The sequence below is a fragment of the Brevibacillus centrosporus genome (assembly GCF_046622605.1).
Taxonomy (GTDB): Bacteria; Bacillota; Bacilli; order Brevibacillales; family Brevibacillaceae; genus Brevibacillus; species Brevibacillus centrosporus.
The window spans coordinates 2,372,708-2,394,475 of the sequence record NZ_CP176856.1 but is presented as its reverse complement, the minus strand read 5'-3'; the positions used below and the strand labels follow the sequence as shown (position 1 = coordinate 2,394,475).

The 21,768-nt window shown below is 50.6% G+C and carries 24 protein-coding genes; 5 read left to right on the top strand and 19 right to left on the bottom strand.

What is annotated here, in order from left to right:
* Positions 1-5 precede the first annotated feature (5 nt).
* Positions 6-446, top strand: coding sequence for a protease complex subunit PrcB family protein (locus ACLIN2_RS12285; RefSeq protein WP_411504166.1), 441 nt, complete (start codon positions 6-8; stop codon positions 444-446).
* A 95-nt stretch (positions 447-541) separates the two neighbouring features.
* Here the strand turns inward: ACLIN2_RS12285 and ACLIN2_RS12280 are convergent, their stop codons facing one another.
* From ACLIN2_RS12280 to ACLIN2_RS12225, 12 genes are all read right to left on the bottom strand, one after another.
* Positions 542-964 carry a hypothetical protein gene (locus ACLIN2_RS12280; protein ID WP_411504165.1) on the bottom strand — a complete coding sequence of 141 codons (423 nt, stop codon included), beginning with the start codon at positions 962-964 and terminating at the stop codon, positions 542-544.
* Positions 965-1,036: 72 nt separating this feature from the next.
* Complete coding sequence (locus ACLIN2_RS12275) at positions 1,037-1,606, bottom strand: manganese catalase family protein (RefSeq protein ID WP_122923202.1); 570 nt, start codon at positions 1,604-1,606, stop codon at positions 1,037-1,039.
* A gap of 28 nt (positions 1,607-1,634) precedes the next feature.
* Positions 1,635-1,913, bottom strand: coding sequence for a spore coat protein CotJB (locus ACLIN2_RS12270; protein ID WP_092268068.1), 279 nt, complete (start codon positions 1,911-1,913; stop codon positions 1,635-1,637).
* A complete protein-coding gene (locus ACLIN2_RS12265) occupies positions 1,910-2,143 on the bottom strand; it encodes a spore coat associated protein CotJA (protein ID WP_092268067.1) in 234 nt (77 codons plus the stop codon). Before ACLIN2_RS12265 ends, ACLIN2_RS12270 begins: the two co-directional genes overlap by 4 nt.
* 171 nt (positions 2,144-2,314) lie before the next feature.
* Entirely contained in the window at positions 2,315-5,686 is a 3,372-nt protein-coding gene (locus ACLIN2_RS12260; RefSeq protein WP_411504164.1) for a non-ribosomal peptide synthetase, read from the bottom strand.
* 23 nt (positions 5,687-5,709) lie between these two features.
* Positions 5,710-6,543: a 4'-phosphopantetheinyl transferase family protein gene (locus tag ACLIN2_RS12255; protein WP_411504163.1), complete on the bottom strand. Its 834-nt coding sequence runs from the start codon at positions 6,541-6,543 to the stop codon at positions 5,710-5,712.
* Positions 6,544-6,728: 185 nt separating this feature from the next.
* Positions 6,729-7,421, bottom strand: a complete 693-nt coding sequence (locus tag ACLIN2_RS12250; RefSeq protein ID WP_122960503.1) for a thermonuclease family protein — start codon at positions 7,419-7,421, stop codon at positions 6,729-6,731.
* Positions 7,422-7,760: 339 nt separating this feature from the next.
* A complete protein-coding gene (locus ACLIN2_RS12245; RefSeq protein WP_411504162.1) occupies positions 7,761-8,810 on the bottom strand; it encodes a MerR family transcriptional regulator in 1,050 nt (349 codons plus the stop codon).
* 191 nt (positions 8,811-9,001) lie between these two features.
* On the bottom strand, positions 9,002-9,187 hold the full coding sequence (locus ACLIN2_RS12240) for a hypothetical protein (RefSeq protein WP_310228133.1): 186 nt from the start codon (positions 9,185-9,187) through the stop codon (positions 9,002-9,004).
* Positions 9,184-9,651: a LacI family DNA-binding transcriptional regulator gene (locus ACLIN2_RS12235; protein ID WP_411504161.1), complete on the bottom strand. Its 468-nt coding sequence runs from the start codon at positions 9,649-9,651 to the stop codon at positions 9,184-9,186. The genes ACLIN2_RS12240 and ACLIN2_RS12235 overlap by 4 nt, the downstream gene beginning before the upstream one ends.
* A 167-nt stretch (positions 9,652-9,818) precedes the next feature.
* Positions 9,819-10,259 (bottom strand): CBS domain-containing protein, encoded by a 441-nt coding sequence (locus ACLIN2_RS12230; RefSeq protein WP_092268062.1) that lies wholly within the window; start codon positions 10,257-10,259, stop codon positions 9,819-9,821.
* Between the two features lie 275 nt (positions 10,260-10,534).
* Positions 10,535-10,615 carry a putative holin-like toxin gene (locus ACLIN2_RS12225; RefSeq protein WP_356948301.1) on the bottom strand — a complete coding sequence of 27 codons (81 nt, stop codon included), beginning with the start codon at positions 10,613-10,615 and terminating at the stop codon, positions 10,535-10,537.
* Positions 10,616-10,801: 186 nt separating this feature from the next.
* Here ACLIN2_RS12225 and ACLIN2_RS12220 point away from each other — a divergent pair, with 186 nt between their 5' ends.
* Together ACLIN2_RS12220 and ftsW are read left to right on the top strand one after the other, a co-directional pair.
* Positions 10,802-11,146, top strand: a complete 345-nt coding sequence (locus ACLIN2_RS12220) for a YugN family protein (RefSeq protein ID WP_092268061.1) — start codon at positions 10,802-10,804, stop codon at positions 11,144-11,146.
* Between the two features lie 82 nt (positions 11,147-11,228).
* Positions 11,229-12,398, top strand: a complete 1,170-nt coding sequence (gene ftsW, locus ACLIN2_RS12215; protein WP_092268060.1) for a putative lipid II flippase FtsW — start codon at positions 11,229-11,231, stop codon at positions 12,396-12,398.
* Positions 12,399-12,436: 38 nt separating this feature from the next.
* Here the strand turns inward: ftsW and ACLIN2_RS12210 are convergent, their stop codons facing one another.
* The gene (locus ACLIN2_RS12210; RefSeq protein WP_092268059.1) at positions 12,437-12,769 is read right to left on the bottom strand and encodes an Asp23/Gls24 family envelope stress response protein; all 333 of its coding nucleotides are present in this window, start codon (positions 12,767-12,769) and stop codon (positions 12,437-12,439) included.
* A gap of 76 nt (positions 12,770-12,845) precedes the next feature.
* Positions 12,846-14,477: a thiamine pyrophosphate-binding protein gene (locus ACLIN2_RS12205; protein WP_411504160.1), complete on the bottom strand. Its 1,632-nt coding sequence runs from the start codon at positions 14,475-14,477 to the stop codon at positions 12,846-12,848.
* 134 nt (positions 14,478-14,611) lie between these two features.
* On the opposite strand from ACLIN2_RS12205, the gene sleB reads away from it, so the two are divergent.
* Entirely contained in the window at positions 14,612-15,379 is a 768-nt protein-coding gene (gene sleB, locus ACLIN2_RS12200; RefSeq protein ID WP_328204867.1) for a spore cortex-lytic enzyme, read from the top strand.
* 68 nt (positions 15,380-15,447) lie between these two features.
* Here sleB and ACLIN2_RS12195 read toward each other — a convergent pair whose 3' ends face one another.
* Positions 15,448-15,705 (bottom strand): hypothetical protein, encoded by a 258-nt coding sequence (locus ACLIN2_RS12195; protein ID WP_092268056.1) that lies wholly within the window; start codon positions 15,703-15,705, stop codon positions 15,448-15,450.
* Positions 15,706-15,836: 131 nt separating this feature from the next.
* Between ACLIN2_RS12195 and cax the strand changes: the two genes are divergently transcribed.
* Positions 15,837-16,880, top strand: a complete 1,044-nt coding sequence (gene cax, locus ACLIN2_RS12190) for a calcium/proton exchanger (RefSeq protein WP_328204869.1) — start codon at positions 15,837-15,839, stop codon at positions 16,878-16,880.
* A gap of 69 nt (positions 16,881-16,949) precedes the next feature.
* Here the strand turns inward: cax and ACLIN2_RS12185 are convergent, their stop codons facing one another.
* From ACLIN2_RS12185 to ACLIN2_RS12170, 4 genes are all read right to left on the bottom strand, one after another.
* Complete coding sequence (locus ACLIN2_RS12185) at positions 16,950-18,284, bottom strand: sodium-dependent transporter (RefSeq protein WP_328204871.1); 1,335 nt, start codon at positions 18,282-18,284, stop codon at positions 16,950-16,952.
* A gap of 480 nt (positions 18,285-18,764) precedes the next feature.
* Positions 18,765-19,046 carry a YlaN family protein gene (locus tag ACLIN2_RS12180; RefSeq protein WP_092268053.1) on the bottom strand — a complete coding sequence of 94 codons (282 nt, stop codon included), beginning with the start codon at positions 19,044-19,046 and terminating at the stop codon, positions 18,765-18,767.
* Positions 19,047-19,139: 93 nt separating this feature from the next.
* Complete coding sequence (gene glsA / locus ACLIN2_RS12175) at positions 19,140-20,072, bottom strand: glutaminase A (protein ID WP_122960505.1); 933 nt, start codon at positions 20,070-20,072, stop codon at positions 19,140-19,142.
* A 165-nt stretch (positions 20,073-20,237) separates the two neighbouring features.
* On the bottom strand, positions 20,238-21,767 hold the full coding sequence (locus ACLIN2_RS12170; protein WP_092268051.1) for an AbgT family transporter: 1,530 nt from the start codon (positions 21,765-21,767) through the stop codon (positions 20,238-20,240).
* Between the last annotated feature and the right edge of the window lies 1 nt (position 21,768).

Sequence of the window (21,768 nt, the reverse complement as noted above, 5' to 3'; positions counted from 1 at the left end):
TTGAGATGTTTACAATGATTCCCGGACTGTTGCTCTCTGCTGCTTTGACATTGACAGGAATTCAGCCATCGCCTACTCCACATCCTACCCCAACAGCAACTTCTGTGAAAGAGGTCAAGAATGCGGGTGCACAGTACGAGCCGGTAGCTGCCCCTTATCCACCAGCCGTTCAGAGCGCTCTTAGCAAAGTACGAAAAAGCGGTGGTCATACAATCGTTCGTGCCAATGGCAAATCGTACGTCGTCATCGGAGCCGGACAACGCCCAACTGGCGGCTATCAGTTGGTAGCCGATCAAGTGAAGCGTACAGGTCCGCATGGCTTTACGGTATCCGTACACATGAAGGCCCCCGCTCCCGGCTCGATGAAAATCCAGGTCATTTCCTACCCAACCCTGGTCATTGCTCTGCCGGACCAGCAAGCACAAGTAACGGTACAAATGCGATAACAGAAGCTTGTTACAGAAAAAGCCGACTTCTAAGTGCGCCAAACGGGCACTCGGAACGTCGGCTTTCTGCATGAAATGCCTTGGTGATTCTCGATCTACGGTTTGACTTCAATCGGAATACGCTGGGAGACGCCGTAGGATTCATGGTTGTTATTTGCCAGCTCCACCATGACCTCATGCTTGCCGCTAGGAATATCCTTCATTACGTAAGTGGGCTCAAATACCTTTGCCACCTTTTTCCCATCCAGATAGAGATGGACATGCCCTTCTCCTTGTCGATTATCTTTTCCCATATTTTCGAGGGAAAAAGAAAAATTCGTGACCGCAATCTTGAGCTCCAAATCATCCTGATTCAGAGTATGGGTCACGCTCAAGGTCGGAGCTTGCTGATGGCTGTGCCCTGCTTCGACCGCTGCTTCTGTTGGGGCAGCTTCGTTATTCGCATAGACGAACCACTCCACGCAAGCAGCGATCCCGATCAGCAGCAATAATCGGTAAACAAAACGTCTGGCCTTCATCGGGACACTCCTTTCCAAATTCAGTCATCCCCCAGTGTGCCCGATTGGACCATCGTTCATTCGCCTATAAAGTTAGAAGAATTTCTTGCGGCCTTGCTCTTCTTTCAAAATCTCCACGGCTTCACGGAAGCGCAAAGAGTGGACAACTTCTCTCTCACGCAAATACTTCAAGCCGTCCTGGATATCCACATCATCTGTCATGTCAATGAGCCATTGATACGTCGCGCGCGCTTTTTCCTCCGCTGCGATATCTTCGTACAAATCGGCGATGGGATCGCCTTTTGCTTGAATGTAAGTAGCGGTAAAGGGCACCCCACCTGCATTTTCATAGAAAAGAGCTCGGTCGTGGTTGGCGTAGTGGGCACCAAGGCCCGCTGCCTCCAGCTCTTCCACCGTTGCGTCCTTGGTCAATTTGTACACCATGGTCGCGATCATTTCCAAATGCGCAAATTCTTCCGTCCCGATATCCGTCAAAAGTCCAATGACTTTATCCGGGATCGTGTATCGTTGATTCAAATAGCGCAGGGCAGCAGCCAATTCACCGTCGGCACCGCCGTATTGCTCCATCAAAAATTTTGCCATGCGGACATCGCACTTGCCGACACGAACCGGGTACTGTAGCTTTTTCTCATAAATCCACATCGTCGCAATTACCCCTCACTTCTCTATGTTAGACTTGCCAAGGCCAAGGTGCATCGTTCCATTGCCATGGATAACCCGAATAGCTGTGTCCGAGGTTCATGAGCGGTCCGTACAAGGTCTCGAATTCATTGGCCATATGCCAGCGCTGCTGCACGAGTTCATTGTATTGCTCGATGGCGTTCGCATCATTCGGATGAGTATCCAGATATAAATTCAGCTCACACAAGACGAAGTCAACTGCCTGCAGCTGTGTAAGCATTTCCATGTACTGCTCATCGCCAGGTCTTGTATGCGGATTAGCGTTCATGAATGGCCCTCCCCTCTTCTTTCCCTCTGTCCTGTCGGAACGTAAGGACTGTACAGCGCAGGCCACAGCGTGCCATGCATCAGGGCCTCCATAGGAGAGAACTGCGGCAGGTTTTCAGGCTGAAAGCCGATAAAAAGCTGGGGTGGGACGTAGTAGGATTTGACACGAATCGGCGGGCAAGGATCATGCGGGCTCACGTAAGGAAAATAGACCCGAGTTTGAGAATCCAATGGAGACATCCTCCTCCAAAAAATAGGTATCTGACCAGTCATGATTACCTTATGTCGCCCACCCATTTCAGGTGATGGGCAAACACCCAAAAGAAGCCTCTCCTACGCAAAAAAGCTGATTCCGCTATCAGGGAATCAGCTTAGGACATGGTATTCGTTTTTTGTCCGGCCTTATTCCTTCCGTTGTAAATGCGTTCTCAAATGACCTCTCAGGACACCTACATGCGGTTCCTTCAAGATCATGGCGTGATCCGCTTCCATGCAATGTTCTTCAATGAGTCCGGTCGGCGACGTTTGCCAGCCGAGTCTTTCGGCAGGGTTAAGATTCGTCACCGCACGGATCAGCAAGAGCTTCCCGGGGTATGGCTTAGGCCGATAGGAGCGCGTCGCGGAAACTAACTCTTGCACGTTGTCATCCTCGGGTGAAGATTCATCAACGGACTTCTTCAGCACCTTCCCTACAAACCGCAGCTTTTGCATCACAAACGGTTTGCGCAGCTCGGAAGGCAGACGGAATAGCAGTTTGAAGCTGTTGATGATTTTGTCTTGCATTGTCAGCGGAGGCAGAGCTGGGCTCGCGTAGTTGAGGATCGCAAGCAGCTCGATTTCTTCTCCCGCCTGCAAGAGCTGCTGTGCCATTTCGTAAGCAATCGCGCCACCAAGGCAAAACCCGATGAGATGATAGGGTCCCTTTGGCTGAACCTCGCGAAGCTCGTGGATGTATTTGCGTGCGATCGACTCTACGCTTACCTCGGGAGCACCTGCAACATACCTTAACCCGTACACCGGCTGATCCTGCCCCAAGCAGCGCGCCAATTCTCCGTAGATCAACACTTCTCCCCCTCCGCCGTGAATGCAGAAGTAAGGAGGCTTCGTTCCTACGGGCGAAATTGGCACCAGTGACTTGGACAGCTCTGCGTGATCTTCGTCAGATGCCAGCAGCTTCGCCAGCTTTTCGATCGTGTCTTCCTGGAAGACACTCGAGACAGCAAGTCGTTTCTGGAACGTTTTTTCCATATAGGAGAACATCCGCATAGCGAGCAGCGAATTGCCGCCTAGGTGAAAAAAGTTGTCCGTGACACTGATTGGCTTTACGTCCAGCAACTGCTCCCAGATTTGGACGAGCGTATCTTCAATTTGATTTCGCGGCGCGGTGAAGTGTGCTTCATTGCTGGCTACCGTGGGTACGGGCAATCGCTTGCGGTCTATCTTGCCAACCGGCGTAACGGGGACCTCCTGCAGCTCCACAAAGAAGGTAGGAATCATGTACTCCGGCAATTTATCCCGGACAAACGCTCGGATCGCTTGCTGCTCAAAGCTGGCACCCGCATTCATCACCACGTAGGAGACGAGGCCAGTGGTCCCATCCTTGCCTTTCGTTACCCCTGCCACAGACTGTCGAACGCCTGGGAAGAGCCCCACAACCGTTTCGATTTCCCCCAATTCAATCCGGCAGCCCCTAATCTTCACCTGATCGTCTGCTCGACCGATAAAATCCACATGACCGTCCGCTCGATAGCGTGCCAGATCCCCCGATTTGTACATTCTCTCGCCTGCTTTTGGGCTAAACGGGTCAAGCGGGAATCTTTCTTCTGTCAATTCTGGCCGGTTCAAATATCCTCGCGCCACGCCATCTCCTGCCATGTACAAGTCGCCAATCACTCCGATCGGCACCGGCTGCAGCTGTGAATCCAGAATATACAGTCGATCTGTCGCGATGGGACGTCCGATCGGGATCGTCGTTTCATTTTGCGCGATCTCTTTGACATGGTAGCTCGTCGTGTTGACCGCATTCTCCGTCGGTCCATACAGATTGATCAATCTGCAATTCGGAAGCTTCATTAGGCATTTGCGAGCGAGCCACACGGGCAGCGCCTCTCCACCGGGCATAACCTGACGCAATCCAACCAGCGCCTCGCTGTAATCCTCCAGCAGGACATTGAGCCGATCCGGTGTGACGTTGAGAGAGGTGACTCTGTAGCGCTGAATCGTCTGCGCGATCTCTCCAAAGGAAGGTTTATTGGTGGACAGGATGACCAGTCTGCCTCCGTTTAAAAGCGCGCCATAAATTTCAAAGGCGGATACGTCAAAGGCGACCGCGCCCAAATTCATGTACGTCTCATCCGGTCCGACACTGGCGTAGTCGATATTTTTCACCAAGCGAACGATCCCGCGATGATCAATCATGACGCCCTTTGGTTTTCCGGTTGATCCAGAGGTATACATCACGTAAGCCAAATGGGCAGCGCTGCTGCTTCTGGGGAACGAATCAGCCTTACTTTTGGCCTCCAGTGAATCCTGATTGAGGAAAACCATCGTAGCGTTCAGCCGGGGAAGGTCTGCAAAAATGCGTTCAGTGGTAATCACAAAGGATGCCGCTGAATCTTCCAGCATGTACGCAATCCTCTCACTAGGGTAGGTCAAATCGATAGGTACGTAGGCCCCTCCAGCTTTTAGCACGCCCAGGTAGCTGGCGATCATGTCTGGCGATCTGTCTAGACACACTGCGACGAGCTGCTCAGGGGCAATTCCTTGGCTACGCAGGCGGTGAGCGATTTCATTTGCCCGACGATCGAGCTGTTGGTAGGAGATTTCCTGATCTTCAAACAGCAAGGCAATCTGATCGGGCCCAAGCTTCACCTGCTCTTCAAACAGATCCACCATGCTCGCGTCACGGGGATAAGCTGGCTTTGCAGTGTTCCAGTCCACGAGCAGCTGCTTGCGCTCAGCATCCGTCAAAATCGGCAAGGTGAATAGCCTTGCAGCTGGATCTGCGAGTGCGCCCTCCAGCAGCTTGAAATAATGCCCCGCTACTCGGTTGATAGTCTCCTCTCTGAACAGGTCCGTCGCATACGTGATCGCGAGCGTCATCTCTTCTTCTGACTCTACGATTCTAAACGTCAGATCGGCCAGGGCGTCACCATGCCATCCATCGTCCCTTTTCGCCAGCAGATTTCCTTCCCTCAAATTCTCTCCATAGGAAGACATGTCCAGCAAGACGCGAAACACAGGAACAGATCCAGCAGATTGGCTCAAACCGAGCAACGATGCAAGCTCATCAAGTGGAATACTCTGATGCTCCCTAGCTTCCGCGAAAGCTTCTTGAACTTCTCGCACAGCTTTATCCAGTGATTTTTCCCCCGTCCAAAAGCTTTGCACGATCACCGGATTTGCCATTGGCGCAAGTTCTGATATTGTGCCAGACAACAAGGCAGCGACACGGATTTCGTCTTCAGCGTTATACCGATGCATCAGCATTTTTAACACAGTGAGCAGCACGAGAAACGAGCTTACCTGTGCTCGCTTGGCATACGTCTCGATACTCTGCCGGATCGCAGCTGGGAGGGAATAGGAGCGGGTGGTTCTAGAAGGTGCTAAAGCCGGTGAGGTTCTCGAAAAATCGGCAGGCAAATACTGCTCGGGAGGCTCATAGCCCATTTTACGTTTCCAAAAGGCAACATCCAGCTTTCTTTCTTCCTCCGTGAAGCGAATCTTTTGTCCCTCACGATACATGTCCTCTTGCTCCAAAAGAATGTTTTTCACCTGCTACTCCTCCTTTTGCACCTTCACGTCATGAACGCGTCTTGACCTTTGAACGAACAAAAACGAACGACTGGCGTATCTGAATCTGTCGCCACCGTTCCTACGTAATGGTTCTGATAACAAAATGGCACCAGCTGCAGATTCTCTATCGCAAACCTTTCCGCTCGATCTGCCTCCAAATCAAGCGCAGCTAATCCGAGTCCAAGTGCTTTGAGCTGAGCTTCCTTTCTCGTCCAAAGCTGAAAAAACACCCGGTTCTGTTCGGCTTCTGGCATGGATTTGAGCAAATCCTGTTCTTCTCGGGAAAAAACAGCTTGCCCAATACCGTCCCACTCGAAGTCAGGATCGAGAAACTCCAGATCGATGCCTACCGCACGATTTCTGGCGAATACATAACAGACATGATCCCGCGAGTGCGACATATTAAATGCAAGGGCGAATGGAATGTCGTGATGGAGAAGTGATGGTTTTCCGAAGCGATTTTTTTGAAAGTGGATGGCAGAAGGCTGTATTTCGATATAAGCAGCTAAAAGAAACCGGAGGAGACGATGTGAAAATTGGTAACGAAACTGATCGTGAGGAGATCGGAAGCTTGCAGCTTGTCTTACTTCTTCCTGGGAGAGCACTTCTTGGCACGCAGGTAAAGACCCTATTTGTGCCAGCCAAACGTGAACCTCATTGCCAGCGATAAATGCCTGGCTCTTTGCTATGTCAATCGGTCGTCCGCCTTTCTCCCAGTGAGTATCGGCCTGTCCGAATGGTGTTGATTGGTCTGCATTTGCAATCGTCATGAATCCTGTACCGGATAACAGCTTGTTACACTCGTTTTCACTCGTACGGTCCCTCCCCGATATCAAAGCAATGGCTATACCACCTATTGTACCAGCTTTTCGTTCGTTGTAAAGAACACTCGAGCGAACAATCTTTCTACTCTTTCTATTCCAAAAACAAAATGCCACCCCCATTATCTACGTTACGGGGGTGGCATTTTGTCATGTTCATCTCTCAAGAGGGCGAGAATTCTCACAAACGATGACCTTCATTAACGTTTCGGCGCTCGGAAACCGGCAGCCTTCGCTTCTTCCTCTGTTGCAAACCACATTTCCGCATTGGTTTGCTCATAGCTTGCAGAGCCAGGCACGTGGTAGATTTTTTCGCCTTTGGCATTGATGTTTCCTTTGATCGTCTTGCCCTCTGGCGCGGCCTCCTTGGCAGGCTTGGCCGTTGTCGCTTTCTTCTCGGGCTTCTCTTCGGATTCGGATAGTCCCCATAGCCCTTTGTTGTTCTCCCTCGCCTCTCGTTCCGCTTCTAAAAACAGATCGGCATAGGCTACGTTGGGAGGAATCGTCATGATGCGAGCGTAACCGTCGCGCACCAGCTTTTCGTTGACGAAGGTCCCATCCTGCAGGTACATATACGCTAACAAGCGCTTGTATTTATCATATGGCTCTACATCGAACTTCAGCTTGACCTTTTGGCCTGTCAGCAGCTGCTTGGAGAACTCACTTGCTTCTTTTCCATACGGCTGTACTGGTGTATTCGGTTTCACCGTTTCTGGCGTATCCACCCCGATGAGCCGCACTTTCTCTCCTGTTGAAAGTTCAACTGTATCTCCATCCACTACCCGCTGGACGGTCGCTTCCATTTCCCCGTTTGCCACAGGTTGTCCCGTCGTTGAAGAACAGGCACCCAGCAAAGCAGAGAACAGTGCCAGGCAGATTGCAATACGTTTCATCTCGTTCCTTCCCTTCTCCCACGTTGCATCGGCTTATAGCGTAGTGGAAGTTCCTTCTCAGGTCAAGAATCAAGGTCGCAGCCGCGCAAACGCACGGAAAAAACGACCTATCCGATGAGGTCGTTTTTGTCTATACATGTGGATTAGTCACGATCCGCGTTAAATAAGAACAGCAACACGACCACCACAATAATAATCCAAAGAAGCTCGTCGTTATCTCGATCAAAAAAACTGTCAAACAGACCCATTTCGGAGTCCCCCTTTCCTTCTCGCTACAGCCTATGCAAAAGACTAGACGCGTGTCAGTAGGTGGAAGAGCCCAAAAGTGAAAAAGATGTTCTATAGCAGCTTGGCAGAAATTACGTGCACGTATGGGGTGATTTGCTGTGCTTGGTTCTGAAAGCCTAGCTTTGTCAACTCCTCTTGCATGCGAGTACGATTCGCATAGCATTCCTTTCTCATCTGCTCCACCGCTTGCTCATCTCCTGCCGCTTCCAATTGCTGCAGACGGGCAAGACGTTCCTCTTCATTTATAAACATCAGGTCAGCGATTACCAAACGTCCGCCGGGCTTGAGTACACGCCGACACTCCGCCAGCGCCAGCGGCTTTTGCTCATCGGTCAAATGGTGGAGCGCATAGCTGGAAACGGCAAAATCAAAGCGGTTCTCCAAAAACGGAAACGCGAAAAAAGTCCCGATCTTCGTCTCCACCTCAGGATGCTTGCGCCTGCACTGCCGCAGCATTTCCAAGGATTGATCAAACCCGCTCATCTTGACACTCGCACGGACAAAGCGTCCCGCCAGGTTGCCGGTTCCCGTTCCGACATCCAACCCCCATTCGCCTGGCATGGGAGCAGCCGCTTGGAGGACGGCATCCAGCACTTCCTCGTAGTTTTCGTGTTTGTTGAAGCCATCCTGTTTTCGCGTTACCAGCTCGTCATACACTTCTGCGATCTGATTAAAATTCCATCGATCTACCCAATCCGCCCGTGTCTGACGTAGGCGCTTGCTTCCTTCCGCCAGCTCAAAAAGCGAAGCAGGGTCGATGACCGTATCGCTTTTGACCCGCTCGATCATCGCCTCGGTCGTCTCGATCACCTTGCTAATCTCTACCCACCGGTCGTACATAAAAGAGCGCTGCAGCTCCAGATAGTTCAGCAGGCTCCCCTCTCCTTCCTCCATTTGCCGCAGGAGCTCACCGATGTCTTCAATAGGCATCCCTACCTCGCGCAGGGTGATGATCGTCTGCAAACGCCACAGGTCTTCCTCGGAAAATTGACGATACCCGGATTCATCTGCCTTTTGCGGGTGAATTAATCCTTTTTCTTCGTAATAGCGGATGGCTCGCGGCGTAATTTGCAGTCGCTGTGCCATGTCCTTTATTTGCATCAGGTACATCTCCCTGCTTGTTTTTTCCTCGTCAGTCGTATTCTAAACCTTTCCGTTACGTCAAAGTAAAGAGAAGCTCTCTCTTTAAAGATAGGAGAAACGGATAAAGAACTCTAGAGGGCTAAATGAAATAGGCAGCAGAACAGAAAAAAACTGTCGGTGAAGGCACCGACAGTGTGAGCGAAGGCAAGCTATTTGCTATTTTCAGCTTCCTTGACAACGGAAGCGAACGCGGCTGTGATGATGGATGTGCCGACAACTCCGATATAGGCTGAACCGCGCTGCATCCCTTCACGAACTCCCTCCAGATTGCCAGCGACGATCCCGACTGCTGCCCCTAGCTCCTCGCCTTGTGCAAAAAACCAAGGTGTCTTCATTCTCGCGATCCAGAAACGCTCGCCCGCTGTCTTTCCCATACCGGGCAGCACGATGAGAATACGCCGCTCCTCTGGTTGCCGTACGGGGGATATTTCGCCAGCGCAACGGCAGCTTGGGCAGCCTCCCTGGTGTTTACCTTTTCCAACTGGTAGTCATCGTGGTTCGTATTGTAGATGATTACATCGTACTTTTCCTTCTGCGCCTTGCTTATGATCACACCTGCAGACTCGGCAAAGAAGGGGTTTGAAATATTCCCGATAATCAATCCAATTGTTCTGGTCTTCTTTTCAACCAAGCTTCGCGTGATCTCGTCTCGGGTAAAGCCTAGCTCATTGATCGCCTCAAGCACTTTTTCTCGTGTACCTTCCTTGATAAACGGGTAATTATTCAATACACGGGAAACGGTTGACTGCGACACCCCCGCCTTTTTGGCGACGTCGTCTGCTGTAACTCTTCCTTTCATCATCAAACGAATCCTTTCCTTACACCAACAAACGGAACGATCTTTTGAGTAATATAATGGCTTTCTTTTTCATTTTCAACACATTTCTGACAACTTTTTATGTAAAAAAGGCTGACGGACTCTATCGCCGGCAGCCTCGTACAAATGAGCGTTCCCCACAAATCGTTTTAATGTGTAGCAGGCTCCGAGATTTCCTGGAGGGCATCGCTCGCCTCGTCGTGATGCACTTGGCGAATGGCCATGTCAGCCAAAGCAACGATCCCTACGAGCTTGCCGTTCTCTACGACAGGCAGGCGACGAATCTGGTGCTGTGCCATGATTTTCGCCGCTTCGTCCACAGTCATTCCTGGCTGACCAAGAATGATGTCACGCGTCATCACGACTTCTGTCGCTGTTGAACCTTCGTGCTTCTCAGCCAACCCGCGAATGACAATATCACGGTCAGTTATGATTCCAATCACGTCATTTTTCTCGTTGACGACCGGGATCACACCTACGTTCCAGTCACGCATCTTGCATGCCACTTCATACACATTATCCTTCAGCGTCACGGTCGCGATATCTTTTGTCATGATTTCGCGCAATGTACGATTCTCTACTTTCGCCATCTATGTTCTCCTCCTTTAGCTAATGAACGCTTGTAGTGTGTCCTGTTACCTATTCCTTCATTCGTTCAACTGGGACATGCGTCATGATTTTCGACTAGAGCAGACCTGTCTGACTGTGATAAGATGGAAGCATGGTGCTTTTGGACAGTAGCAAAAAAAGACCGCTGGGTGCTGCAACACCCGCGCGGTCCGTAAGCTACAATGGTCGTTCCTTTCGGGGAGTCGGCTCCTAGTACCTGCCTGTAGACCTCCCGGCTGTAAAGCTCAAGGGAGGTCTACTTTTTCTTACTAGATGACAGCATTATTACTAAAGTCCCAAATGTCAACATTAGACTTAGTGCTTCGAATACTGTCATAGTATCACCCCCTTTCATTCGGGGATGCCGACCGCCCTTGAGAATCAATCCATTGTGTAGCAAATTATACCATATCATGGCAATTACGGTCATCTACTCGTAAGATTGACTTATACATTGCGCTTCTTCCAAAAACAGACTATCATTAGGATGTGAAAATCTTACCTTTTTGTAGGAGGAAAAAGAATGGTTATCAAGGATACTGGGGTAAGCACCAAGGAAGTCTTTTTCGCCGATCTGGAACACTATATGAGTGATCTCGGTTTCGATCGTGGTGCTTGGGATTACAAACACGCTACATACGACTATAAAATCCAAGATAAAGGAAACGTTTATTACCTGCGTCTGGAAGCAAACGTGACCGAAGGAAAGCTGGAAGACTCCCACGCTGTCCTGAAATTGGAAGATCCTTATATGGGTAAGCATCTGTTCCCACATGGCTTGGACTACGATTATCCGATTCCAGATTCCGTGATCAAATCGGCCAAGCTGAAACTGCAAATGCTGAACGAAAAGCTGTCTTCGCACTAAGCCTCGGCATTGCGACAATTGAAATAGTGCTGCGAAACAGAGAGGTGTCCCCTCTCTGTTTCACGTAGAAGGGGGTTCTACGATGAAAACACGGGGCGTACCTGATTTTTTGTTACTGTTTTTAACCGCCCTGATCGTGGGGTTCGGCATCACAATGGTACTCAGTTCCAGTTCGATTTTTGCGCTGACCAGCTTCACCTCAAACGGCTGTGATTACTGCAATGGCGATGAACTGTACTTTGTGAAACGGCAAATTCGCTTCTTAGTTTTAGGCATAGTCGGTATGCTGGTTGCCATGAACATTCCCTTTTCTTTTTACAAACGCAATTTCTTGCTAATCGCCACGGTAAGCTTTTTCGCCTTGCTGCTGGTACTGGTGCCAGGTATCGGGGAGAACATCAAAGGGGCTCGCTCCTGGTTTCGCATCGGTTCTTCCAACCTCCAGCCTGCCGAGTTCGCGAAGCTGGGGCTGATTTTGTACCTGGCTGCCATCATCTCCAAAAAAGGGGATGGGATACGAAAGCTAAAATCCGGCTTGATGCCTCCCCTCTTAGTGACCGGGCTGTTTTTTCTTTTGATTGTTGCCCAGCCTGACCTGGGATCGGCTGCCATTTTGCTTGGGACCGGCCTGATTGTCATGGTGTGTGGTGGCGCTCGGCTCCGTTATTTGATTGGGATTGGCGGCCCTGTAGTTGCGCTAGCTTTGGCCGCTTACATTACCGTCAAGCAGCACGCACTCAACCGAATTCACTCCTATCTGGACCCGTGGAGCGATCCCCTGAATACGGGCTACAACATCATTCAGTCGTGGATTGCTATCGCCCACGGCGGCCTGTCTGGTACGGGATTTGGTAAGAGCATTCAGAAGTATTTATACTTGCCGGAAGCGCATACCGATTTCATCTTTTCGATTATTTCCGAAGAGCTGGGCTTTATCGGGGCTTCCATCTTCCTGCTCATCTATCTGTTATTTTTGCTGCGGGGGATCCACATTTGTCTGCGCGTCAAGGATACCTTTGCCAGCCTCGTCGGAATCGGCATCATCAGCATGATTGCCCTCCAAGCTGCGATCAACATCGGGGGTGTGACGGGAATCATTCCTTTGACGGGTGTCCCTCTTCCCTTTATCAGCTACGGAGGTTCCTCTCTATTGGTTTGCCTGATCTCTACAGGAATCCTGCTGAACGTGTCCCGAGAAGTCAGCCGTCAAAAAGTGGACGAGCAAGTAACAAAAACGACCTATACCGTTTGAGGAAAGAAAAAACGACCTGCTTTTGCCGCAGGTCGTTCTTATTTGATTTCGATCGTTTCGACACGGACATTGATTGCATCCACCCAGAGACCAGTCAGTGTTTCAACCGCATCCTTCACTTTTTCCTGGAGAGTGTGACAGACCTGATGGATAGGCGCCCCGTATTTGACGGATACCCGCATGTCGATGGTTACCTTGTCTTCCACCATCGAGACGCTGATTCCTTTGGATCCGCCATTGATTTTCTTGGCTAAATCCTGATACAGCCCCCCCGAACGGACCGAAACCTCCAGCACCTCTTCTACCGCCACTCCTGCTATGACTGCAATGACTTGATCTGCGACTCTGATTTCACCGAGTTTTTCAACCACCTGGACGCCCTCCTCCTTGCCCGATTTTTACTCTCTCCCACCCGTTTTATCTGACTTTTCTCTCATTATAAACAAATCATGCTTGGGCTTGGAAGGGGATTTGTTTTTTTCTCTCCGTTAATGTCGGAGAAGTGCATGTCACGTCGAGAAGTGTCAGTTCATTGGTCGAAAGAGCTTCACTGATGGCGCTGCTCAGGTCACCGACCGTACGTACATGACGCCCGGAAACGCCGCAGGCTTGTGCCCACATGACGAAGTCGGGATTGTGCAGCTTTGTACCAAATGAGCGATAGCCCGCTTGCTTCATTTTGATTTCTTCCAAGCCTAATGACGCGTTATTGACGACGATCAGGAGAAAATCCGTATGCTGCTCCACCGCTGTCATCAGCTCCGCGAGATGCATCTGCAAGCCACCGTCCCCTGTGATGCAGACGACCTGCTGCTTTGGATGAGTAAGCTTGGCGGCGATTGCTGCAGGCAAGCCAAAGCCCATCGTACGCCACTTGCCCGAATACAAAGGAGTTTGTGCACGCGTACGAAACGCACGGTTAAACCAGAGCGTGTGCTCGCCGGTGTCTAAGGCGATGATCGCGTCATCTTTCACCAGCCCTCCCAAGGTGTGCAGCAAGGTTTCGGGTTTGATCTGCTCACTTCCTCCTTGATTGGTGATGCTATGCGTCTCTTCCCAAAACCGGGCATGCCATTTTTCTACCTGTTCTTCCCAAGCATGTTCGACTGTACGCATTTCTAAACGTCTCTGCCATAATGGAAGGACATCATCGAGATTCGCGATCACAGAAACAAGATGTGGATGCGCATGAATGGACTCCGAATGAGAATCCACTTGGAGGATGGGAAGGTGCTTGGGAACAAACGATTGAGGAAACCAGCTCGCTCCCAAAATGACCAGCAGATCCGCCTTTGCAAGTGCTTGGAGAGCCGCTTCACTGCCACCTTCCCCGAGTCCCCCTAGCACCAGCGGATGAGAATCCTCTATACTACCCTTCGCTCCCAGCGACAAGAGAATGCCGGCACCGAGGTTCTCTGCAAACCTGCGGCAGCTCGCTGCATCTGCCCGCCCTCCCGCACCTACCAGAACCAACGGCCTTTTTGCCTGTACCAGCTGCTGTGCAGCATGCTCCATCTCGATCCTATCCGGCCTGACAGCCTGAGAAACCCGCGGCAGTTCAGGAGTAATTTCTGCTGTGGTCATTTCCTCGAAAACATCCTTGCATATCGCTACATGCGCGACTCCTTTTTGCTGGGCAGCTGTAGCAAATGCTTTGTGTAGGACGGATCCAATGGCTTTTGGATGAGTGACGGTCGTCGTGTACTTGCACAAGGGTCGCATCAGGTCTTCTTGGGGAACATACTGCTTGTACGCTCCTCCCATTTTGTACGTTTCGACCTGTCCTGTGATGGCAACGACGGGCACATGATCTGCCCACGCATCTGCGAGACCATTTAAAAGGTTAACGGTTCCCGGGCCTGTTGTGGCGATACAGACAGCGGGACGCCCTGTGAGCTTCGCCTCTGCACTCGCCATCAAAGCTGCTGCCGCCTCGTGCTTGCAAGGTACATAGTGAATCGAATTTTGCTTGCCCAACGAATCCAAGAAGGCAAAGAGTGCGTCTCCGGTAACACCATAGATTCGTGTAACACCCCAGGCCTGCAACTGCTCCGTAATGAATGAAGCGACTTTCCGCATACGTGCACCCTCCTTTCTTTGTACAAAGCTAGTGTGTACTTCCTCCAGTATTTTACTAATGGGCCTTTTTCACTTCTTGGAGAACCTAATCTCTATCATCTGGTGTTCAGCACCCTTACGAAGGAGGATTTGCCATGAAACAGCCTTTTAAATGGCTGATGGCCGTAGCGGTACTTGCAATTCTCATCACGACTGCAGTAGTGGTGTACCCTCATCGTTCTGATGCATTCAGCCAACAGATCGTGAAAGTTGGTGCACAAGGCTCCGATGTCCGTGAGATGCAATACCGCCTGAAATTTTTAGGCTTTTACACAGGGAAAGTAGATGGCGTATTCGGATGGCGCTCCTACTGGGCTCTACGCAACTTCCAGTACGAGTTTGGGCTTCCTATCGATGGTGTTCTCGGTGCCAAAACTAAAATGAAGCTTTATAACGCAACGAAGAACTACAAGCCTACTGCCTCTGATTTGGGCGTACCGCAAACCTCTCAAGGGACGCCAAGCAATACGGGCACACCCAGCAAACAGACGTATCACGCAGCAGGTATTTCCGAGAATGACCTGCGCTTGATGGCGAATGCCGTATACGGAGAGTCTCGTGGAGAACCGTACATCGGCCAAGTGGCCGTAGCAGCCGTCATCCTCAACCGCACGAAAAACCCTGCGTTCCCGAATACGCCGGCTGGAGTCATTTTTGAGCCACGTGCCTTTACCGCTGTTGCAGACGGACAAATCTGGCTAACGCCCAACGAAACCTCCAAGCGCGCTGTTAACGACGCCTTAAAAGGATGGGACCCTACTGGTGGCGCCATTTACTACTTCAACCCGGACACGGCGACTTCCGGATGGATTTGGAGCCGTCCGCAAATCAAGAAAATTGGCCGACACATTTTCTGCCGTTAAATTCCTATACGTTCAAAAAACAGGCACGTGAGCCGTCAGACTCCGTGCCTGTTTTTATCCTGTATCCTTTAGGTGCGTTGATTTTGCATGTGCTGCGCCATTTTGACGAATCTCTCTTCTGGTTCCGTAGTCCCACACACGCCGCATTGAATCATGTATGCGTCACCTTTATAAGGCTTGTGGAACATATCCAGCTGGTCAGCGCTCAACTCGGCTACTACCTCTCCGGATTGCGGGTCGAGGCGCATGTAGCGCGGAGTCTGCTCGATTACCGTAAATCGCATGCGATTCGATTTACACGTTGGACACAAGTAAGGCATGGTCATGCTTTGCCACCTCCCATTCCATATTCATCGTTTAGTTTCTTCCACAAGAGGAACTCTATACCTATAGGCATCTTCATGAAGAATATGGTAATTTTTAGAAAGAATTGAACGTACATAATCGAGGTGACCGTATGAATTTGCGTCTGTTTTTCAGCTTAGTGGGAGGAAGCTTCCTCCTGGCCGCGTTTGCTCACTATTTTACCGAAAGTGAGATGTTCCAGTTTATCACCGCTGCCATCTGCGTCGTATTTCTGGCTGCCTGGCTAGGAAAATCGACGGAGAGTGTGGCCCATTATGCGGGGGATCGAATCGGTGGATTTCTGAACGCTACCTTCGGAAATGCAGCCGAGCTGATCATTGCCTTCTTCCTTGTAAAAGAAGGACTTTTTGAAATGGTGAAGGCTTCCATCACCGGTGCCATCATCGGTAATATGCTGCTGGTACTGGGACTGAGCGTTCTGATGGGCGGGCTCAAATTCAAGGAGCAGAGGTTTAACAGCAAGCTTGCGGGGCACAATGCCTCCCTGATGACCCTGGCGATTGTCGCTCTGTTCATCCCTGCTGTCTTTATGCGTGAGCTGCCCTCTGTCAAGATCGAGACTTTGAGCATCGTCATCGCCGTTCTTTTGATCATCGCGTACATTCTCTGGCTGATTTTCTCGATGATCACGCATAGCGACTTTTTGTCGGATATCGAAGAGCACGATAGCGAAGCCGTGTGGTCCAAAGGCATTTCGATTCTGATGCTCGGTATATCCACGGTCTTCGTGGCGATCGTCTCCGAATGGCTGGTCCACGGTGTCCAGCACGTCTCGGAATCGTTGGGCTGGTCAGAGCTGTTCGTCGGTGCTTTTGTGATCGCCATCATCGGGAATGCAGCGGAACACAGCGCTGCCCTGCTGCTCGCCATGAAAGGCCGTATCGGAGCCGCCGTCGAGATTGCCATCGGCTCCAGCCTGCAAATCGCTCTGTTCGTCGCTCCGACCCTCGTGCTCGTCAGCCTCTTGATCGGAAAACCGATGGATATCGTGTTTACTGCCTATGAACTGGCCGCAATCGGCGTCGCAACCTTTATTACGATTTCGATCACCAAGGACGGGGCCACCAACTGGTTTGAGGGGGTTCTCTTGCTCACGGTCTACATCATCCTGGGCACGGCATTCTTCTTTGCATAAAAGCTTTCCTGGATGCGAAAAAAGGACTGCGCTGGCATTTCCGCCTCGCAGTCCTTTTCGTTTGCTTCCTTACATAAAGCCAACCATATACAAAAATACACACAAAATCGCCAGTGGCGCCAAATATTTGAGTAACAACAGCCACAGGACAAACATTTTGCGTCCCGCACCACTCTTCACTTTCAGCTCTTCAAGCAAGGTCTCGCGCTTCATTTTCAAAGGAACAAACACGGCGATCAAAAGCGCCCCGAGCGGCATGAGGATATTGCTTACCAAAAAGTCGAAAGCATCGAAAATCGATTTGCCAAAAATGGTGTACTCGCTCCAGATTCCAAAGGAAAGGGCGGACGGAATCCCGACGATAAAAATCAGCAGGGCAATCACCCAGGAAAGACGCTTGCGCTGCTTCTCCTCTCCTTTCGCCAAAGACGCTACGATGATTTCCAGCATGGAAAACGCTGAGGTTAGCGTAGCAAACAGGAACAAGGCGAGGAAAATCCATAGGAACACACTGCCTAACGCAATTTTTTCAAACACGGAAGGCAGGACAATAAAGAGCAATCCGGGTCCCGCAGTCGGCTCCATCCCAAGGGAAAAAACGGCTGGGAAAATCGCTAGCCCTGCAAACAGGGATACCAGCAAGTTCAGTCCTACAATCGATCCGGCAGAGCGCACGAGGCTTTCATTTTTCGCCAGATAGGAGCTGTAGGTTACCATGACGGATACACCTACACTCAGCGCGAAAAACGATTGGCCCAAAGCGTACAAAATCGAATCTCCATTCAGCCTCGAGAAGTCGGGACTGAGAAAGAATAAAACCCCTTCCATCGCCCCATCCAATGTGAGCGAACGAATCATCAAAATGACAAAAAGGATGAAAAGGCCTGGCATCAAGTATTTGTTCGCAGACTCAATTCCGCTCTGTACCCCTCTGGCTACGACCCAAGCCGTGATGACCATGAACACCAGCTGCGCGAATACCGCACCCAGCGGATCCCCAATGATCGAGCTGAAAAGCTTGTCGTAGGCAGGACCATTGATTTGACCGGTGATGCCCTTTGCCAAATACGTAAGAATCCAGCCGCCCACTACGCTATAGAAGGAAAGCAGGAGAAAACACGTTACGACCCCAAGCCGTCCAACCCAATGCCACAGCGTACCGGGCGCGATCACTTTGTAGGCGCTGACCGCTTCCTTTTGTGTACTTCTTCCAATCACAAATTCGCCTAGCAAGAGCGGCATGCCGATCGCAAGGGTAAAGATCAGGAACAAGAGAAAAAAGGCTCCACCCCCGCTCGTCCCAACGATATAGGGAAACTTCCAAATCGCTCCGAGTCCGATCGCAGAACCGGCTGCGGCCAAAATAAACCCGAGCCGACTCGTCCACTGGTCTGTCTGCTTCATACAGCTTACACTCCTCCATCTGTCTTTCTTTGCTGTCAAAATCGAAAATTGTTGGCTTCGCCGTGATTTGGCAAAGCCTTCGCTGTGCTTGAGCTGGATAGGAATCTGGTAAATTCCTCTTTACGCAAAAAAACCCGCCCCCAAAAAGGGACGAGTTCATTTCATTTCTCGCGGTACCACCCTACTTAGACATCAGCTGCTCTCGCTGACGGTCTCGCTCTTACATTGGTAACGGAATGACCCAAATGCTCCAGAGTGAATTCAACAGGACAACCTCAAAGCTGCTCCCAGTCTTAGACAGCTTCTCCCTGACAAGTTGTTAGTCTGCTTACTACTCTCTTTCTACACATTTACCTATTATTAAAAATCATATCTTTTAATTTAATGTACGCACAAAAAATATGCAACCTCTTTTTTCAGGAGGCTGCATAGTGGTCCCAAGCAAAATGAAAAGCGAGGAATATCGCCGTTCTCCTCGCCTTACCTTTGGTTATACAATTCATGCAGATGGGCCAATTTTCGTTCCAGGGAACCCATGATTTCGCGCCCAACCTCATCTTCAATAAGTCCAAGGCGAACCGCATATTCTACTTCGCGGGAAAGCCCGAACATTTGCGTATCCAAAACCTCTTCATACAGCGGGCACTGCGGCATGGTCAGGTTTTCCATCTGTACGTCGATCAGCTTGTAAATTTTGTCCGCGTCTGCTTGAAGCAACGCTAGCGCTTTTTGTTCCAGATCGGGAACCTTAATTTCTGTCAAAACCTATCCCTCCGTTTGCCTCCATCCTTATCATCCATAGTACGCGATTCTGGGCCATTTGAAAAGGGGAGAAGGTACATCAACTGCAAGTATCTAAAAGATACCAAGTTTCCATTCCTTTGATAGAAGCTCCAGCAGCTTGACTCCCGCTACTGAGTTTCCTTTTTCATCCAAGGCTGGGCCAAATACCCCTATGCCCATCTTATTTGGAACTGTGGCTAAAATGCCACCTGCCACGCCACTTTTTGCCGGAATGCCGACGTCGATAGCAAACTCTCCAGAGGCGTTGTACATGCCGCATGTAACCATGAACGTCTTGCAAATCCGCGCTACTTCTGCGGGAAACACTCTCTCTTTGGTCATGATATCCATGCCATCCGCTGCGAGTACCATGCCCAGTCTCGCTACTTCCTTGGCTGTGACCTCAATCGAGCAATGGCGAAAATAAAGATCCAGCGTCTCCTCCACGTCACCGGTCAGCACTCCGCTGTCTTTTAAAAACCAGGCGAGTGCGCGATTTCGGTCTGCCGTTTTCTTTTCAGAGCAATAGACGGCTTCATTTATGCCAATTTGTGGATTCCCGGTCATCTTGCGCAAAAGCTCCAGCACGCTTTGTAACCGCTCTTCCACATCTTTTCCTCGAATCATCCCCGCCACCGCGATCGCCCCTGCATTAATCATCGGGTTTAACGGCCTATGTGGCTTGATTGTCTCTAATTTGATGATCGAGTTGAACGGATCCCCTGTCGGTTCTTTCCCCACCCGCTCAAACACATATGACTGACCATTTTGGCAGAGCGCCACAATCAGGGAAAAGATCTTTGATATGCTTTGAAGCGTAAACGGCTTATCTGCTTCCCCAGCAGAGAGAATGGTCCCATCTGGCAGGCAGACGCTAACGCCAATCTGGCAAGGATCCTCTTTTGCCAGCTCAGGTATATAGGAGGCCACCTTCCCTTTGTCCGTATAGGCGTAGGCTTCTTGGCGCATTTGCTCCAGCTGCTTTGTTGCATGCTCGATGTTCATCCGCTATCCCCTCTTGACAAATTTCTTTTCGCTAATATACCAAATTGTAAAGAGGAATTTTATCCCTGTCAAACTCCCCGCATTCCTACTTCCACGGAGGCTGACCAAAGGGAAGGGCACAGATGAAAATAGAGCCGCACCAAAAGGCACGACTCTAATCGCTTCCTAACGCGGATATACACCCGGCCCGACTGGCAGGTCGAGAAAATACCAGATTGCCATCTGAATGATCCAGATCACCAGGAAGACGAGCGCGTACGGCGTCATCGTGGCGAAAATCGTTCCCATCCCCGCATTCTTGTTGTACTTTTGATAGAATGCCAAAATGAGCGGGAGGTATGGATTTACTGGTGAGATCGTATTCGTCGCAGAATCGGCGATCCGATAAGCGACCTGAATAAAAGCAGGGCTGTAGTCCAGCAGCATCAGCATCGGCATAAATACCGGGGCGAGAATCGCCCACAGGGCCGAACCACTCGTAATGAACAAGCTGCATATCCCGGTGAACAGCGTGAAGCCGATCACGATGGGAAGGCCGGTCAATCCGATGCTCTTCATAAACTCAGCACCGTTCACAGCCATCAGGATGCCGATATTGCTCCAGTTGAAAAAGGCGATGAACTGTGCTGCCGTAAAAGCCAACACGATAAAGCCGGACATGTCCTTGATCGCCTCGGACATGTAATGCGGCATGTCTTTTGAGGTTTTGATCAGTCCCATTACCTTCCCGTAAACAAACGAAATAGTCACGAAGAACAAGAGAATGATCGGAATGATGCCTTTCAGGAAAGGCGAGGTCAGAAAGTCGCCTGTTTTCGGGTCGCGAAGCAGTGCTCCTTCTGGGACGACCAGTACAGCGAGAACAGCAATAAATAGCAAGGCGACGAGCCCGGTCACGCGCAGCGCCTTGTTTTCCTGAGGTGTCAGCTCATCAAACTGCACGCTGGTATCACCCTTGAAAGTGCCTAGGCGCGGCTCGATCACCTTGTCCGTAATCCATCCACCGATAAAAGCGAGAATGAAAACCGAGGATGACATGAAAAACCAGTTGTCAACAGGTGTGACATGGGCATTCGCATCAATGGTTTGAGCGACGGAGGTACTGATTCCGGACAAGAGAGCATCCGTACCTGCGATAAACAAGTTTGCTGTAAAACCGGACGATACTCCCGCCATCCCGGCGGCAAACCCGGCAATCGGATGGCGACCCATGGCGAGGAAGACGAGCCCGCCAAGCGGAGGAATGATCACCATAGCTGCATCAGATGCGAGGTTTCCCAAAACTCCTACAAAGACAACCGCGTAACTGACGATCGCAGTGGGTACGTGTGACATCATTTTGCGAAGGACCGTTGTCAAGAGCCCTACTTTTTCCGCCAGACCGATCCCGAGCGTCATCGCCAAGACGAGGCCGAGCGCGGGAAACTCGACGAAGTTTTTGAGCATGCTGGTCAAAATCCAGTGTATGCCCTCGACACTGAGCAGGTTTTTGACCGCGACCGCTTCTCCCTTTCCGGGATGAATGACAGATAGATTCATCGCCGAGAGAATCGCCGAGACGACCATCAATACTCCGCAAAGAATGATGAAGAGCATAAACGGATGGGGAAGCTTGTTCCCAACCGTTTCGATCCATTTTAAGATTCCTTTTTGATTTTGCAGCTCCGTATTCAGTCCTGCTGCGCCATTTGCCATA